Source organism: Streptomyces sp. NPDC102274 (assembly GCF_044766385.1).
GTDB lineage: Bacteria > Actinomycetota > Actinomycetes > Streptomycetales > Streptomycetaceae > Streptomyces.
The window spans coordinates 132,991-148,081 of record NZ_JBIWLW010000023.1 but is presented as its reverse complement, the minus strand read 5'-3'; the positions used below and the strand labels follow the sequence as shown (position 1 = coordinate 148,081).

The window sequence follows — 15,091 nt, the reverse complement described above, 5'->3', positions numbered from 1 at the left end:
GCCGACGCCCAACGCGGCCAGGTGCAGACGGTCTCGAAGCGCTGGACACTCGGCGGGAGCGAAGACGGCGGCCTCGACGCGACCGAGACGTTCAGTTTCGACAGCTCCGACCTGAAGAACCCCCTCCAGGACACCGTCCTGGCCGCGGGCTGGACCTGGCGCGGAGTCGTCACCGGCAAACTGTGAGGTTGGCGGACCCCTGAAGTGCCAGGTCACAGGCGGTTTCAGGGGTCGGCGAAAGTCTGGTCCCCGCACGCTGTGGCGTGTTCGAATAGAGGATGACATCGTTCTGGATCGGTGAGCGGGTACGCCTGCGCGGTATTGAGCCCGACGACTGGACCGCGTTCATGCGCTTCGCCCCGGAAGAGGAGCGGTTGGGGAATCTGCTGCGGCCGCCTCGATCCGCCGAGCACTATCGGTCCTGGGCCACGGAGCAGGCCGCGGCCAGGTCGGACGGCGACTGTTTCCAACTGGCCATCGAGGACGCCGAAACGGGGGAAACAGTCGGTGCTGTCGGCTCGTACGAAGCCGACGCGCGGGCGGGCTGGTTCCAGTACGGCGTCACGGTGGGCGCCGATCATCGGCGCAAAGGCTACGCGGCGGAAGCCGCGGTACTGCTGCTGCGCTTCATGTTCGCCGAGCGGCGCTTCCACAAGTGCGTGGCGCGGGTCTTCGCGCACAACGAGTCATCGCTGGCCTTTCACCGTCGACTGGGTTTCATCGAGGAGGGCCGCCTTCGCGATCAGATCTTCGTCGCCGGCCGGCACGACGATCTCGTCATGATGGGCATGCTCGCCGCCGAGTTCGCGCGGCTGCACCCGACGAGCGAGCTGTGAGCCTGCCGGCGACTCCCCGCAGCCATTCCTCCAGGCCCCTCGCGCCGTCGCCGGCTTGACGTTGTTAAGTTCCCTGAATCCGAGGGGTGTGCTTAACGCTGTTAGATTGTCAAGGTGGCTACGACACGACTGGACCGCACGCTGGTCGCCCGCACCGCGCTGCGGCTGCTGAACGAGGTGGGCCTCGAAGGGCTGACTCTGCGCGCCATCGCCGCGGAACTCGGCGTCAAGGCGCCCGCGCTCTACTGGCACTTCAAGGACAAACAGGCGCTGCTCGACGAGATGGCGACCGAGATGTTCCGGCGGATGGCGGCCGACCTGCCCGCCGTCGCCGCCCCCGACTGGCGGGACGGACTCACCGCGGCGATGCGCGGGCTGCGCGGCCATCTGCTGCGGTACCGCGACGGCGCCAAGGTCTACAGCGGTACGCACTTCACGGACACCGGCTACGCGGCCACCGTGGACGCCCATCTGCGCGGACTCACCGAGTCCGGATTCACCCCGCGGACGGCGGCGCGCGCCTGGTTCACCGCGTACGGCTACACCATCGGGTACGTCATCGAGGAACAGTCGATGGGCCCCGCCCCGGGCGCGGACACCGCCCCGGGCGCGGACACCGGCACGGGGGCGGGCACCGGCACGGGGGCGGGCACGGCCGCGGGCGCGGAGGGGATCGATCTCGCCGCCCGCGCCGAACGGCTGGCGGCGTATCCGCTGGCCGCCGCCGCGGGCGAGGAGATCTTCGGCAACCACGAGGCCGGCTTCGAGAGCGGCCTCGCGGCGGTCGTCGCGGGGATCGCCCTGACGATGCTGCCGTCCGACGGCTAAGGGCTGTCCGGCCGATCCTTCGTGGGTCCGCGATGCCTGGTACGGCAGCCGCGGGCTGATCCACGAAGATCGGCCGGACAGGACCTGGTCAGGCGTGCTGGTGGGGCTTGTGTCCGCTGTGGTGGTGGGGTGTGTGAGCGTGACTCAGGCCCGAGAGGTCCCGCTTCACCATCGAGTTGCGGTCGGAGACGCTCGCGCCCAGTGCGAACTGGGGCCAGGCGCCGAGAATTTCCTGTCGGCTGCGTTCGCTCCACCGACGGGCGAGGTCGCTTCGGCTCTTGTAGAAGTTCATGGCGTAACCGCCGGTGTACAGGCGCAGGAGGGTGAACCCGCCCGGGTACTCCTTGGCCGCCGCGACTTCCTGCTGCGTCACGCGCGGAGCCAGCGGGCTGACCGTGCGCTTGTTGCGGTGGGTGTGACCGGCGTGGTGCAGGAAGAGACCGGGCATGCGGGAGTAGTCCTGCAGGATGGTTGTGGCCTGCGCCGCGTCCAGGGAGCTGCTCGCGCTGATGGGAAAAGCCGAGTCCTGTACCACCAGCGGGTGGTGGCCGAAAACTATGGTCGGCTGGTCCTGGTCCTTGGCGAGCTGGTTGCGGAACCAGGCCAGTTGGTCGGGAGACAGAGCGCCCGCGTCGCCGCCGTTGCCGGGCTTGTCGTAGGTGTCGATTCCGATGACCCGCAGGCCCCGCAGGTCACGGGAGAAGTAGGTGCGCTGGTCCTTGTCGGGGAAGAACTGGTCGTGGAAGCAGTCGTTGCCCTGCCACTGCCCGACCCGGCAGTGGGCGTACGGATCGCCGATGTGCGCCCGGTCGTGGTTCCCGCGCGCGATGAAGTAGTCGTCGCGGTAGTCCCCGAATTTTCCGAGCAGTTGGTGCGCCTTGCTCAGGTCGACCGGGACGGCCTCGGACGAGATGTCTCCGGCGGCGAGCAGATAGTCCGCCTTGAGAGCGGTGGTGTCCTGTACCAGGGACTCCAGCATGACCTCCGGATACGGGGGAAGTCCGGCTTCCTGCTCGATTCCGATGTACTCGGGATGCGAGCCGCTCAGTCCGGCCTGCGTCTCGCCCATGTGCATGTCGTTGCAGAGCACGATGGAGAAGAGGAACCGGCCGGGCGGGGGCTGGGGGGTGGTGAAGCTGTACGGGCCGGTCGTGTCCAGGCCGAAGGTGGAGGTGCCGACGGCGTTGCCGCTGATGAGGGTGAACGGGGTGGGCGGGACGGGCTTCCCGAGGGAGCGGGCCTGGTAGTAGTAGGTCTGGCCCGGCTCCAGGTGGGTCAGCTCGACGTAGTGGTAGGGAGTGTTTCGGGACAGCCCGCCGGCGACTCGGTTCAGACGGTCGGGGCGCGTACCCCAGTGCACCTCGGCGTCGGCCGGAGCGGGTTTCATTCGACCCAGGCCGTCGTCGGTGCCGGTGTAGCCGGTGTACCAGGTGATGATGGCCCGGTCCTCGGTCAAGGTGACCAGTTCGAGGTTGGCCGGCGAGATATCGGCCTTGCCGGGGTTCGGCGCTGCCGCCGCTGTTTCGGCGAAGGCCAGGTTGGTGAGTACGGGGGCTGCTGCCGCCGCGGCGGACCAGCGCGCAAAGTCTCTTCGGGTGAAATCACATGCAGGCATGGACTCAGATGTACGCGTGGCGCGCTAACGCGCCCCCAACATTGATGGAACAGCCACCTATATTGCCCGGATGCCGCCCGGTGTCGAATCGATCCCCGGGCCCCGTCGGGGGCTCCGCCCCTCTGGTCACTCTCCGTAGCGGCGTCCGCGGTGACCCGCTCCAGCGGTCCCCGGTGTCCGAAGCGTTTCGTTCCCCTTACCGATGGTGTGAGTTCACCTCCCGGGCGGAGAGATTTCCTACCCTGTCACCCACTCACCATCTGTCCGTGGGGCAGTAGACGCCAGGAGCAGCATGACGAAGGCCCGAAGAATGTGGCCGAAATGGCTCGGCGGTAGGAACGCCGAGAACGGAGGGAGCGGTAACGCCGGCAGCACCGCCACCGCGCCACCGGACGGTCCGCCTTCCAAGGAGCTGGAGGAGTGTCTGCGCGTCTGCGCGCTGCACAGCGACGGACTCGCGGCCACCGGTCCCGAGAACGACCGCAAGCACGCCGCTCTCGCCGCGAAGCTGCGCGACCTCCAGGCCGTCCACGCCTCGGCCGAGCCCTCGTCGAACAAACTGTTCGACGCGCTGCTCGCCGCCGGAACCGCGGCCCTGGAGTGCGGTGACGGCGGTGACGAGCCGGCGCTCGCCCTGCTCATCAGCGCCACCGCACTGGCCGAGCGCGGAAGCTCCCGGGCCGGCTGGCGGCTGCGGGCCAGGATCCTGGAGGCCGCCGGCGACGAGATCGCGGCCGTCGAGGCGTACGAGCGCTATCTCGCGCTCACCGACGACGACTCGTACGGCGTCGCCCCTCGCCTCGCCGGGCTGCGGACAGCCGCCCGGCAGCAGGAGGACATGCTCCGGCTGCTCGCCCGCGAGTGCCCTCGCGCCGAGGAGTTCGCGACCGCGCCCACCACTGCCTCCGAGGTGCGGGACGTGTGGGAAGAGGGCGTACGGCTGCACGAAAAGGGCGACCGGGAACAGGCCGAGCCGCGACTCGTCGGCGCGCTGCTGGCCATGGGCCGCGACCGCCACCCGGTCGGGGAGCTCCAGAACGCGGTCGGCCACTATCTCGACCTGCGCATCGCCGCCGACGACGGTGACGCCTCGCGGCTGCGCGAACTCATCGGTCACTACGCGGAACAGCGCAGGAACCGGATGAGGCCGCCCCTCACCGATCCCACCCTCGGCGGGGTCGACTGGATCGGCGTCGGTGAGCTGCGCAATCTGATCGCGGGCAAGACCATCTGTCTGGTGGCCAACTCCGAGAGCCTCGGACGCGGTTCGCTGGGGCCGGAGATCGACGCGTACGACCTGGTCGTACGGTTCAGCTCGTACCGTATCGACGCGCCGGCCACCGGTACGCGCACCGATCTCCACGCCACCGACCACGAGCACGGCTTCAACTGGGACCGGCCGGTGACGACGCGCATGGTGTTCGGCGGGTCAGCGGAGAAGTGGGGCTACTCGCTGCGCGAGCGGCTGGTGCCCGGCGCCCAGCGGTATGTGACCGACGAGTCGGTGCGCTGGCCGCTGCGCCATCTCGGCGGGGTCGACTGGGACGCCTGGCCGTCCGTCCCGACCAGCGGGTTCAACACGCTGTGGCTCCTCGACTTCCTGGATGTCAGCCCGACGCTCGATCTGTTCGGCTTCGACTTCTACGAGAGCGGCGTCCACCGTCTGCCCGGAGCGATGCGCGTACCCGTCACCTCGGAGCGGGAGCGGACCAGCGAGAAGGCATGGGTCATGGAACGCGCCCAGAGCGTCAACGACATGAGGATTTCCCTGAGATGATCCCGAGCACCGTGACCGCGAACTCTCTTACCGGCAAGCGCCGTATCGCCTTCGCCGCGCTGGTCGGGGACGACGACGTGCCCGGCCTCCTGACCCTGCTGCGCAGCCTCGCCCTGTCCAACCCGGACGTGTGCGAGGACTGCGTCGTCCTGCACAGCGGTCCCGGTCTGCCGCCCGCCTCCGTCGCCCGTATCCACGCGGTCCACCCGCGCGCCGAGCTGCGTCCGGCCGAGACCGGCTCGCGCCGGGACGTGTTCCGTATCCGCGACTACGACACCGTGATCGTCCTCGACCCGCGCACGGTCGTACGGGGCGATCTCGGCGCACTCCTGCGGCTGCGCGAGGGAGCGGTCGCCTTCACTCCTGGCGACACCCTCGTCATCCAGCGGGACCACACAGCCCCGGACACGGACACCGATGTAGCCCCGGACGCGGACACCGTGACGCCCGGCGGCGAGGCGCCGATCAGCGACTCCGAGGACGACCGGAGCGCGTACGAACTCTCCGACGCCGAGCTGCACGCCGCGTACCTCGCGCTGAACGGCTCCACCCACCACGATCTGATCGTGCACTACGGGACCCCGCACGTCGCCCGCACCGGAGACGTCGAGACCGCCCGCCGCGTCGCGCTCGCCCATATCGGCGCGGGCGAGTTCCAGGAGGCCGCCGACCTGCTGGGATCGGTCCGTATCCCGGTGAACGAGGCGTGGCCGCACGAGGTGTTCGGGCATGCTCTGATGAGCCTGTCCCGCTACGAGGAGGCCGAGGCCCAGCTGCTGCTGGCCACCGCCGCCCCCAAGCGCGCGGCCACCGCCTTCGCCCGGCTGGCCCAGATCGCCTGGATCCACGGCGACGACACCACGGCGCAGCGCCACGCCATGAACGGGCTCTCCGCCGACCCCACCCACCGGGGCGCGCGGCAGATGCAGAGCCGTACGACGGGCGCGCCCGCAGGGCTGCCGAACCCGCGCGAGGGCGCGGCGGAGGACCAGCTCGCCCATGTCGCGTACTACATGCCGCATCAGGGCAACGCCGGGGACAAGCTGCTGCCCGAGTCCGTACGGCTCACCTTCGGCCCCGACACCGGGCCCCGCCGCTGGCACTCGATCCACGCGCACCGGCTCTTCGACGAAGCCGCGCTGGAGCGGGTCAACGCCCGGCGCGGGCTGGTGATCGGGGGCGGCGGACTGTTCATCCCGGACACCGCGCCCAACGGGAACAGCGCCTGGCAGTGGAACGTCCCCGACGCGCTGCTCGACCGGATCGACGTGCCCGTGATGGTGTACGCGGTCGGCTTCAACGCCTTCGACGGACAGTCCTACCGGCGCGAGCGCTTCAACGCCGCCCTGCGCCGGCTCGTCGAACGGTCCGCCTTCTTCGGGCTCCGCAACCACGGCTCGATCGAGAAGGTCCGCGCGCTGCTCCCCGCCGAACTGCACGAGAAGGTGCGCTTCCAGCCCTGCCCGACCACCGTCACCCGGCAGCTGGTCGAGGGCTGGACCGATCCCGCGCACCGGGAGAACACCATCCTGATCAATGCCGCGTACGACCGGGCCGGACTGCGCTTCGGCCATGACTACGGGCATTTCCTCGCCGAACTGGCCAAGGCGATACGGGTGTTGGGCGGCCACGCCGAGGTGAAGTGTGTGGCGCACTCGCTGGACGACGAGCGGATCGCCTTCGATCTGCGGCGCGAGCACGGTATCTCGCTGCCGGTCATCCCGATGTACGACTCCGGGAACGACGAGATCCGGGGCGTGTACGCCCGTACGAAGCTGGTGATCGGGATGCGCGGGCACGCGGGGATGATCCCGTTCGGCTGCGGGACGCCGATCATCAGCCTGATCTCGCACCCCAAGATGGCGTACTTCCTGTCCGACATCGAGCGCCCGGAGTGGGGCGTCTCGGTGCATGACAAGAACCTCGGGGCGGTGCTGGCGGAGCGGGCGCTCGGGCTGCTGGACGATCACGCCGCGTCCGTCACCGACGTACACGGCAGGCAGCGGGAGCTGTGGAAGGTCACGCAGGAGAACGCGGCGGAACTGCGGGCGATCCTGGGGACCACTACCGGGACCACCACCGGGACCCCTGCCGGCAGTCCGGTCGGCTGAGGGAAGGTCTCGCGGCGTGATCCTCGCCGGACGGGCGGCATATATCGGCCCGTCCGGCGACCGCGCCCCGCGGTCCCACCGCTGCCCGCGGTCCCACCGAGCCCGCGGTTCTGCAGCGGTCCGCGGTCCTACCGCAGCACCGCCCGCCGCAGCTTCCGCGCCCGCCGCACCATCCGCCGGGCCGTCGCGTTGCGCGGGATACGGGAGAGCTGCGCCGGGACCGCGCCTGGCAGCGCCAGCGCCGTGAGCCGGCGCCGCTTGAAGTAGCGCCAGGTGTGCGTGTTGAGATGCTGCGAGAGGTACTGCTCCGCGGTGGGCCGCAGCCCCGGGTAGATCTGGTGCTGCATCGCGTAGCCGACGGTCGCGACCAGCTCCGCGATCAGCGGGTCCGGCCGGTGGGCGTCGGCGTCACCGTCGTCCAGCGACGGCAGCAGCGCGTCCACGATCGTCACCGGCACGCGGTTGCTGTTCTGGTACGGGGCGAGCCGCTCCAGCAGCAGTTCCGTGCCGGTGTGCGCCACCGGAATGCCGTAGAACGCGGACGCCGTGAACAGCGCCGTCGAGAAGCAGCCGACCACCAGCGCGGGCTTCAGCCGCCGGTAGAGCACCTCGGCGAGCACCGGACTGTCCAGGATGGTCAGTTCGGCGCCGAGCTTCTTCGCCTCCTGCTCCAGCCGCCGCGACCAGGCGGCCGGGGCCGTGGGATGCGGCTTGAAGATCACCTGGGTGTGGCCCTTGGCGACCGCGCCCCGCACCATCCCGATGTGCAGTTCCTCCTCCTCGCGCTCGCTGAGGATCCCGAGAGCGGAGAGGTACTGGCCGAGGAGCAGCGCCGGGGGCTCCGACGGTGCGTCGAAGTTCCGCTCGGCGTCGGTGAGTTCGTCCAGTACGCGCAGGAAGGCGTCCGTCGGCACCAGCTCCGGGCCGACACCGAACTCGGTGAGGAGCAGCGGCTTGAGCCCCGGTACGAGATCGAGATGCAGCAGTCTGCGCACCCGCTCGCCGACCAGCGGCTCTATCTTCGAACGGGTGGGCCCGTAGCTCATCAGCCCGTCCGCGTACACATCGATGGGCGCGCCGGTGAAGATCTGCGCGATCGCGAGCGCCGGGTTGACCTGGATCGACTCGACGACCAGCCGCACATCGTCGTCACCGAGCCGCCAGGCCAGCCGCAGATGGCGTTCCCAGAGGGGGATGTCGTCGGGGCGCGGGGACCAACTGCCCGGGTGGAACGGCGCGATGGTCTCGTTCCACGACACGAGGTCGTCGAACCGGTCGCGCAGCTCCTCGAAGCCCGGCATCTCGTCGATCGAGGGCGTCAGCTCGGGCGAGCCCGCGTTGTTGCAGACGACCAGCAGACGGCGGCCGACAGCGGGGAAGAGCCCGGCGTCGATCGCGGCGGCCAGGGTGGCCGCTCCGTAGAGCGTGGAGGCGCAGAAGACCTGCGTCGTACGCCCCGCCGCGGACACGCTGGGAAACAGGGGCGACGCCATCACGCTGCCGCCTTCCCGGCGGACACGGGCCGCCTTCGCAGACGGCGCAGCCGGGCCGAGCGGTCCAGGTCCATCGAATCCAGCGCTTCCTTCAAGACGTCCTGAGGCAGTCGTTTCAGAGCGGCGGCACTCATGGAGCGCAATTGCCGCGCCACGGCCGGTTCGAATCGCTCTTTCGATGCCAGATGGTGGGAAATGATCGCACAGTAGGTGCGTACGGCCTTCAGCAGAAAACGCTCCGCCTCCGGGTCTTTCGCGGTCTCCTCGATGACCTGGTCGAAGGCGCGGATGAAATCGAGCTGCCGTACGTCGCCGATCTGGGTGAGCGACGACGCGACCCCGCGCCGGTAGAAGATCCCGAGCAGTCCGATCACGGCGAAGGACTCCGCCTCGCGGTGCAGCCGCCAGATCCAGGGCCGGTCCTCGGCGGTCCGCAGCCCGTCCCTGAAGTGCACCAGACCGCGGTCGACGAGCCGGCGGTGGTAGATGCCCGCCCAGGCGTACGGATAGTCGACCGAGGTGGAACGGTCGGCGGGCAGGATCGCGTCCCGGGGCGACAGCACCTCGTCGCGCCGGCCGATCGGGACGCGGTGGATCGTCCGCGCCCTGGCCGTGAACTGGACGTGATCGGTGCGGACGAAGTCGCAGCCCAGCCCCTCTATGGACGCGAGCAACCGCTCGTAGTAGCCCGGCGCCACCCAGTCGTCGCCGTCGAGGAAGGTGACATATTCCCCGTCCGCGGCGTCCAGACCCGTATTGCGCGCGGTGGCCAGCCCCCCGTTCTGTTCGTGTCTGAGGAGAACCGCCCCCGGAAGGTCGCGCGCCGCCTGTTCGAGGATCTCCGGGGTCCCGTCGGTCGAACAGTCGTCGACAAGAAGGAACTGGAAGTCCTCGCGGCTGTTCGCGCGCAGGCTTCTAAGGGTTTCGAGGGCGTATGTCTGCACGTTGTAGAACGGCACGACAACAGAGAGCTTGGCCACCCGCGTGACGGTAGGCGGGGCCGCGTCATGCGGCCTGACATCCGGGCGCACGGAAGGTGAACGAAGAATGTCGGAACGGTGAAGCGGTCCGTCTCCTGGCCGTTTTTCGTCCGTTCCGGGCCCGCGTCGCCATTCGTAGACGTGCTGTTAACCCTTTATTGCCATTGAGTTGGGGCTACAAACGGAATGGCTTTCTAACGTCCTCGTCGTGCCATCACGTACCAGCGGTCAAGCGGTCCGGGTCGCCGTGCTCGCCGACTCCGACACCCGGTGGAAGTGGGGCGCGCTCACCGCGCGCCGCATCACGCCGGAAGACCGCTCCACAGAGCTCAGCGGCTTTCTCCTGCGCGGACGCGCCACGCCCACCGCGAGACAGCTCGCCGAGGTCGGCGCGGAGGCGGACGCCCTGCGGGAGGTGACCGGCACCGACTTCCTGCGGACGCTGCGCGAGGGGGCGTACGACGTCGTCGTCCTCGCCCTCGTCGGCGGCGCCGTACAGGCGATGCTGCACGGGATATCGGCGCTGAAGCTGGCCGACCGGCCCGTGATCCTCACCGGCTATGTCGGAGTCGTCTACGAGAAGCTCTCGGACGGGCTGCTGCTGCGGCACGGCGCGGACGTCGTCCTCGCCAACTCCCGATACGACGCGCAGCGGTTCCGCGCCGTCTACGAGGGGGTGGGCGCCGACGCCTCCTCGGTCACCGAGGCCGCGCTGCCCTTCCTCGGCGGTGAGCGGTACGTCCCCGAGGAAGGCCGCGACACCGTCGTCTTCGCCGCCCAGCCCTCCGTACCGGCGAGCCGCGCCGACCGTACGTATCTGCTGCGGCGCCTCGTCGAGCACGCCAGGCTCCATCCGCGCCGCGAGGTGCTGCTGAAGCTGCGCAGCAAGCCCGGCGAGCACACCACGCACGTGGAGGAGTTCCCGTACCAGCGGCTCGCCGAGAAGGTGCCCGGCGGTCTGCCGCCCAACTTCCACATGGTGTACGGGAACATGGGCGAGGTCCTCGACCGTACGGACCTGCTGGTCACCGTCTCCTCGACGGCCGCGCTGGAGTCCCTGCACCGGCGCATCCCGACCGCGATCCTCACCGACTTCGGAATCCGCGAGCCGCTCGGCAACCACCACTTCATCGGCTCGGGCTGTCTGGCGTCCTGGGACCAGCTGGACGGCGGCGGGCGCCCGCGCCCCGACGCGGTCTGGGCGGACCGGCAGGGCGTCGCCGCCGACGGAACGTACGCGTCGGCCTTCGACGGGGCCCGGCAGCGGGTGGCGGAGCTGCTCGACGGGCCCGAACTGCCCGAGATCAGCCCGTACTACACGGCCACCACCGCGCCGGGATATCTGCCGCCGCTACTGGCCCGCTACCACCTGGCGGTGGACGGGACTCCACTGCCGAACCGGGCCTCCGAGAGCGATGTCCGCGGGGTCAGGCGCGTCGTGCGCGAGGCCGTACGGGGCGCCGCGCGCGGCGCCTACCGCCACGGCGTGCAGCGCGTCGCGCCCGTCATCCGCCGCATGGGCGAGCTGTGACCGGGCCGGCGTCGCCGGCACAGGACCCGGCCACCACACACACCGCGGATGAACGAGCCGCGGATGAACGAGCCGCGGAGGACCAGCCCGCGGACCAAGGAGTACAGATGACCGTCCTCGCGGTGATCCCCGCCCGCGGCGGATCCAAGGGCGTACCCGCCAAGAACCTCGCCCCCGTCGGCGGCGTACCGCTCGTCGTGCGCGCCGTCCGCGCCTGTCTGGCGGCCCGGCGCGTGACCGATGTCGTCGTCTCGACCGACGACGCGGCCATCGCCGACGCGGCGCGCTCCGCCGGCGCCGAGGTCGTCCTGCGCCCTGCCGCGATCGCGGGGGACACCGCGACCAGCGAAGCCGCGGTCCTGCACGCGATGGACGCCTACGGCGCGATGCGCGGCAAGACCGCCGAGGTCGTCCTGCTCGTGCAGTGCACCAGCCCGTTCATCACCGCCGACGACCTGGACGGCGTCGCGGGAGCGGTCACCGAGGACGGCGCGGACAGCGCGCTGACCGTCGCGCCGACCCACGGCTTCATCTGGCGCCAGGACAGCGCGGGCAGCGCCGACGCCGGGGCCACCGGCGGCTACGGCGTCAACCACGACAAGTCGAACCGGCCGCGCCGCCAGGACCGCCCCCAGGAGTACCTGGAGACCGGCGCCGCCTACGCGATGCGCGCCGAAGGCTTCCGCGAGGCCAGGCACCGCTTCTTCGGCCACACCGCGCTCGTCTCCACCGACCCCGCACGGGTCCTGGAGATCGACGACCCGCACGACCTGGCCCGCGCCCGCGCGCTCGCCCCGCTCCTCGACCCGGCCGTCCTGCCGACGTACGACGACATCGACGCGGTCGTACTCGACTTCGACGGCACGCAGACCGACGACAAGGTCTTCGTCGACTCGGACGGCCGCGAGATGGTCGCCGTGCACCGCGGCGACGGGCTCGGCATCGCCGCGCTGCGCCGCAGCGAACTGAAGCTGCTCATCCTCTCCACCGAGCAGAACCCGGTCGTCGCGGCCCGCGCCCGCAAGCTCCAGGTGCCGGTGTTGCACGGCATCGACCGTAAGGACCTCGCGCTCAAGCAGTGGTGCGACGAGAACGGGATCGCGCCCGAGCGGGTGCTCTACGTCGGCAACGACGTCAACGATCTCCCGTGTTTCGGACTTGTCGGCTGGCCGGTGGCCGTCGCGAGCGCCCATGACGCCGTACGCGCAGCCGCGCGTGCCGTCACCACGACCCCAGGAGGCGAGGGAGCGATCCGCGAGATCGCCGCCTGGATCCTCGGGCCGGGTCTCCAGACCCCCCACACCCCCACCCTCAACAAGTAAGGACGCTCCATGAGCACCAACTCCACCTCGCGCCTGCGCACCCTCGGCACGCGGACCGCCGGACCCGGCCGCCCGGTCTACGTCACGGGTGAGATCGGCATCAACCACAACGGCGAGCTGGACAACGCCCTGGCCCTGATCGACGTCGCCGCCGACGCGGGCTGCGACGCGGTCAAGTTCCAGAAGCGCACCCCGGAGATCTGCACCCCGCGCGACCAGTGGGACATCGAGCGGGACACCCCCTGGGGCCGGATGACGTACATCGACTACCGTCACCGCGTCGAGTTCGGCGAGGACGAGTACCGCTCCATCGACGAGCACTGCAAGAAGCGCGGCATCGACTGGTTCGCCTCCCCGTGGGACACCGAGGCCGTCGCCTTCCTGGAGAAGTTCGACGTGCCCGCCCACAAGGTGGCCTCCGCCTCCCTCACCGACGACGAGCTGCTGCGTTCCCTGCGCGCCACCGGCCGTACGGTCATCCTCTCCACCGGCATGTCGACGCCGAAGCAGATCCGCCACGCGGTCGAGGTCCTGGGCAGCGACAACATCCTGCTCTGCCACGCCACGTCCACGTACCCGGCCAAGGCCGAGGAGCTGAACCTGCGCGTCATCAACACGCTCCAGGCCGAGTTCCCGAACGTCCCGATCGGCTACAGCGGCCACGAGACCGGTCTCCAGACCACCCTCGCCGCCGTCGCCCTCGGCGCCACCTTCGTCGAGCGTCACATCACCCTCGACCGCGCCATGTGGGGCTCGGACCAGGCCGCCTCCGTCGAGCCGCAGGGTCTCCAGCGCCTCGTCCGTGACATCCGCACCATCGAGGCGTCCCTCGGTGACGGCGTCAAGAAGGTCTACGAGTCGGAGCTCGGCCCGATGAAGAAGCTCCGCCGCGTCGCGGGCGTCGTCGCCGAGGCCGCGGAGTCCGCCGAGCCGGTGGCGGTCTGACGCCATGACCGGTGCCGGCGGGGGCCGCTCCCCGCACCCTCGTGCGACCGCGGGCGGTAACGCCGGCGGTGACGCCGACGCGATCGCCTTCGTGGAGAGCCCGGTCCAGCTGCTCAATGTGCTGGAGTGGGCGCGAGCCAGCGCGACCGGTGACGCCCTCACCGTCGTCGTGCTGTCGCCCACCGATCCCATGTCGCGCGGCCAGCTCCGCCGGATGGCCGAGCTGGCCCGCGACGAGGGTTTCACCGTGCGCTGGCAAGAGGCGCGCGGTGGCGCGGGGGCGCCCCTGCGGACGCTGCGGGAACTGACCCCGCTGCTCCGCAAGGCCGGCCGGATAGTCATCGGAGACCCGTTCTCCCGATATGTACAGCTGCTGCTGACCCTGGTCAGCGGCAAGGAGCTGACGGTGGTGGACGACGGCACGGCCACGCTGGAGTTCATCGGGCAGATCGCCCGCGGCGAACGGCTGGTGCGCTGGCACCGGCGCGGCAGCCGCGGGCCGCGGGAACTGGTCCTCGCGCCCGTCACCGCGGCCGCGCGGCGCCGGCTCTCCCCGTCGGACGGCCGCACGGTCGAGGTCTTCACCTCGATGCCCGTCGAGGAGGCCCCGGCCGGCATCACCGTCACCGCCAACCGCTTCGAGTGGACCCGGGCCACGTTCGGGCCGCCCCGGATAGCCGCGGGCGCGGACATGGTCGGTACGTCACTGGTCGAGACGGGCGTGGTCGACGCGGACCAGTACATCGAGGCGGTCACGGCCCTCGCCCGCACCCACGGCGCCACCCGCTACTTCGCGCACCGCCGCGAGGACGTGGACAAGCTGCACCGCCTCCACACGGTCACGGGCCTGGAGATCGTCCGCCCTGACCTCCCCCTGGAAGTGATCGCGCGCCGCGGCCCGATCGGCAGAACGGTCCTGAGCTTCCCCTCCACGGTGGTCCACACCCTGCCCCTGGCCCTGGCGGGCACGGGCGTACGCGTCGCGGTCTGCGACATCGCCCCGGAATGGCTGAAGGAAACGGCGAGCCCGCGCGCCCAGGGCTTCCTGTCGGGGGTGACGGGCACGGCCCGCGACATCCACCGCCTCCCGAGGATGCCCTCCCCGGCCTGACGGCCCCACCGCACCGCCCTAACCCCGCCCCCGGCACGGGCCCGCGTCCAACGACGCGGCCCGAGCCGGCACACGCCCGCCAGGCCCTGTCCGGTCGATCTCCGCGGGCCCGCGACGCCTGGCACGGCACCTCGCCGCGTTGCCGGCGTCCGGACCGAGGGGCAAGCTCGCAGGGCCCTCTCGCGCTCACCGAGGTGCACCAAGTCGCCACCGTACGGGCTCGCTACGACTCGCTCGATCTCGACCTCGTCGACGCCGTGAACGTTGCCCTGGCAGCCGAGTACGACACGGACGCCGTCCTGACGCGGGACCTCCGGGACTTCCGGACCGTCCGGCCGCTCGGTGGCCGGTTCACCCACTTCCGGATCCTGCCCGACGACCTCTGACCGTTGACCGTCCGAGCGATCTCTCCTCCGTCGCGCGACGGCGTGCGGATCGCGAGGATGGCGCGGTATACCCGCTGTGTCCGTACCTCATGCACGGCAGAACCAGATTTCTTGGCCTGAGTGGCTGAAATTTTCTTGATCCAGGTCTGGTTGATC

11 protein-coding genes and 2 pseudogenes are annotated in these 15,091 nt (G+C 70.4%); 10 read left to right on the top strand and 3 right to left on the bottom strand.

What is annotated here, in order from left to right:
- The 3 genes and pseudogenes from ACIRQP_RS27820 to ACIRQP_RS27810 form a co-directional block, all read left to right on the top strand.
- Nucleotides 1-186, top strand: a pseudogene (locus tag ACIRQP_RS27820) (hypothetical protein); the annotation flags it as partial.
- 92 nt (nucleotides 187-278) lie between these two features.
- Entirely contained in the window at nucleotides 279-836 is a 558-nt protein-coding gene (locus tag ACIRQP_RS27815) for a GNAT family N-acetyltransferase (RefSeq protein ID WP_403894102.1), read from the top strand.
- Between the two features lie 105 nt (nucleotides 837-941).
- A complete protein-coding gene (locus ACIRQP_RS27810) occupies nucleotides 942-1,664 on the top strand; it encodes a TetR/AcrR family transcriptional regulator C-terminal domain-containing protein (protein WP_403894133.1) in 723 nt (240 codons plus the stop codon).
- An 88-nt stretch (nucleotides 1,665-1,752) separates the two neighbouring features.
- On the opposite strand, the gene ACIRQP_RS27805 is transcribed toward ACIRQP_RS27810, so the two are convergent.
- Complete coding sequence (locus ACIRQP_RS27805; RefSeq protein ID WP_403894099.1) at nucleotides 1,753-3,279, bottom strand: metallophosphoesterase; 1,527 nt, start codon at nucleotides 3,277-3,279, stop codon at nucleotides 1,753-1,755.
- 292 nt (nucleotides 3,280-3,571) lie between these two features.
- Between ACIRQP_RS27805 and ACIRQP_RS27800 the strand changes: the two genes are divergently transcribed.
- A complete protein-coding gene (locus ACIRQP_RS27800; RefSeq protein ID WP_403894097.1) occupies nucleotides 3,572-5,056 on the top strand; it encodes a hypothetical protein in 1,485 nt (494 codons plus the stop codon).
- Nucleotides 5,053-7,167, top strand: a complete 2,115-nt coding sequence (locus ACIRQP_RS27795; RefSeq protein WP_403894094.1) for a polysaccharide pyruvyl transferase family protein — start codon at nucleotides 5,053-5,055, stop codon at nucleotides 7,165-7,167. The genes ACIRQP_RS27800 and ACIRQP_RS27795 overlap by 4 nt, the downstream gene beginning before the upstream one ends.
- A 128-nt stretch (nucleotides 7,168-7,295) precedes the next feature.
- Here the strand turns inward: ACIRQP_RS27795 and ACIRQP_RS27790 are convergent, their stop codons facing one another.
- Nucleotides 7,296-8,660 (bottom strand): alpha-2,8-polysialyltransferase family protein, encoded by a 1,365-nt coding sequence (locus tag ACIRQP_RS27790; RefSeq protein ID WP_403894091.1) that lies wholly within the window; start codon nucleotides 8,658-8,660, stop codon nucleotides 7,296-7,298.
- Entirely contained in the window at nucleotides 8,660-9,640 is a 981-nt protein-coding gene (locus ACIRQP_RS27785; RefSeq protein WP_403894089.1) for a glycosyltransferase family 2 protein, read from the bottom strand. The genes ACIRQP_RS27790 and ACIRQP_RS27785 overlap by 1 nt, the downstream gene beginning before the upstream one ends.
- A gap of 208 nt (nucleotides 9,641-9,848) precedes the next feature.
- Here ACIRQP_RS27785 and ACIRQP_RS27780 point away from each other — a divergent pair, with 208 nt between their 5' ends.
- From ACIRQP_RS27780 to ACIRQP_RS27760, 5 genes and pseudogenes are all read left to right on the top strand, one after another.
- The gene (locus ACIRQP_RS27780) at nucleotides 9,849-11,171 is read left to right on the top strand and encodes a DUF6716 putative glycosyltransferase (RefSeq protein WP_403894086.1); all 1,323 of its coding nucleotides are present in this window, start codon (nucleotides 9,849-9,851) and stop codon (nucleotides 11,169-11,171) included.
- A 107-nt stretch (nucleotides 11,172-11,278) separates the two neighbouring features.
- Entirely contained in the window at nucleotides 11,279-12,493 is a 1,215-nt protein-coding gene (locus ACIRQP_RS27775; protein WP_403894084.1) for a cytidylyltransferase domain-containing protein, read from the top strand.
- A 9-nt stretch (nucleotides 12,494-12,502) separates the two neighbouring features.
- The gene (locus ACIRQP_RS27770; protein ID WP_403894081.1) at nucleotides 12,503-13,438 is read left to right on the top strand and encodes an N-acetylneuraminate synthase family protein; all 936 of its coding nucleotides are present in this window, start codon (nucleotides 12,503-12,505) and stop codon (nucleotides 13,436-13,438) included.
- A 4-nt stretch (nucleotides 13,439-13,442) separates the two neighbouring features.
- A complete protein-coding gene (locus ACIRQP_RS27765; protein ID WP_403894079.1) occupies nucleotides 13,443-14,549 on the top strand; it encodes a hypothetical protein in 1,107 nt (368 codons plus the stop codon).
- A gap of 209 nt (nucleotides 14,550-14,758) precedes the next feature.
- A pseudogene (locus tag ACIRQP_RS27760) lies at nucleotides 14,759-14,935 on the top strand (VapC toxin family PIN domain ribonuclease); the annotation flags it as partial.
- Between the last annotated feature and the right edge of the window lie 156 nt (nucleotides 14,936-15,091).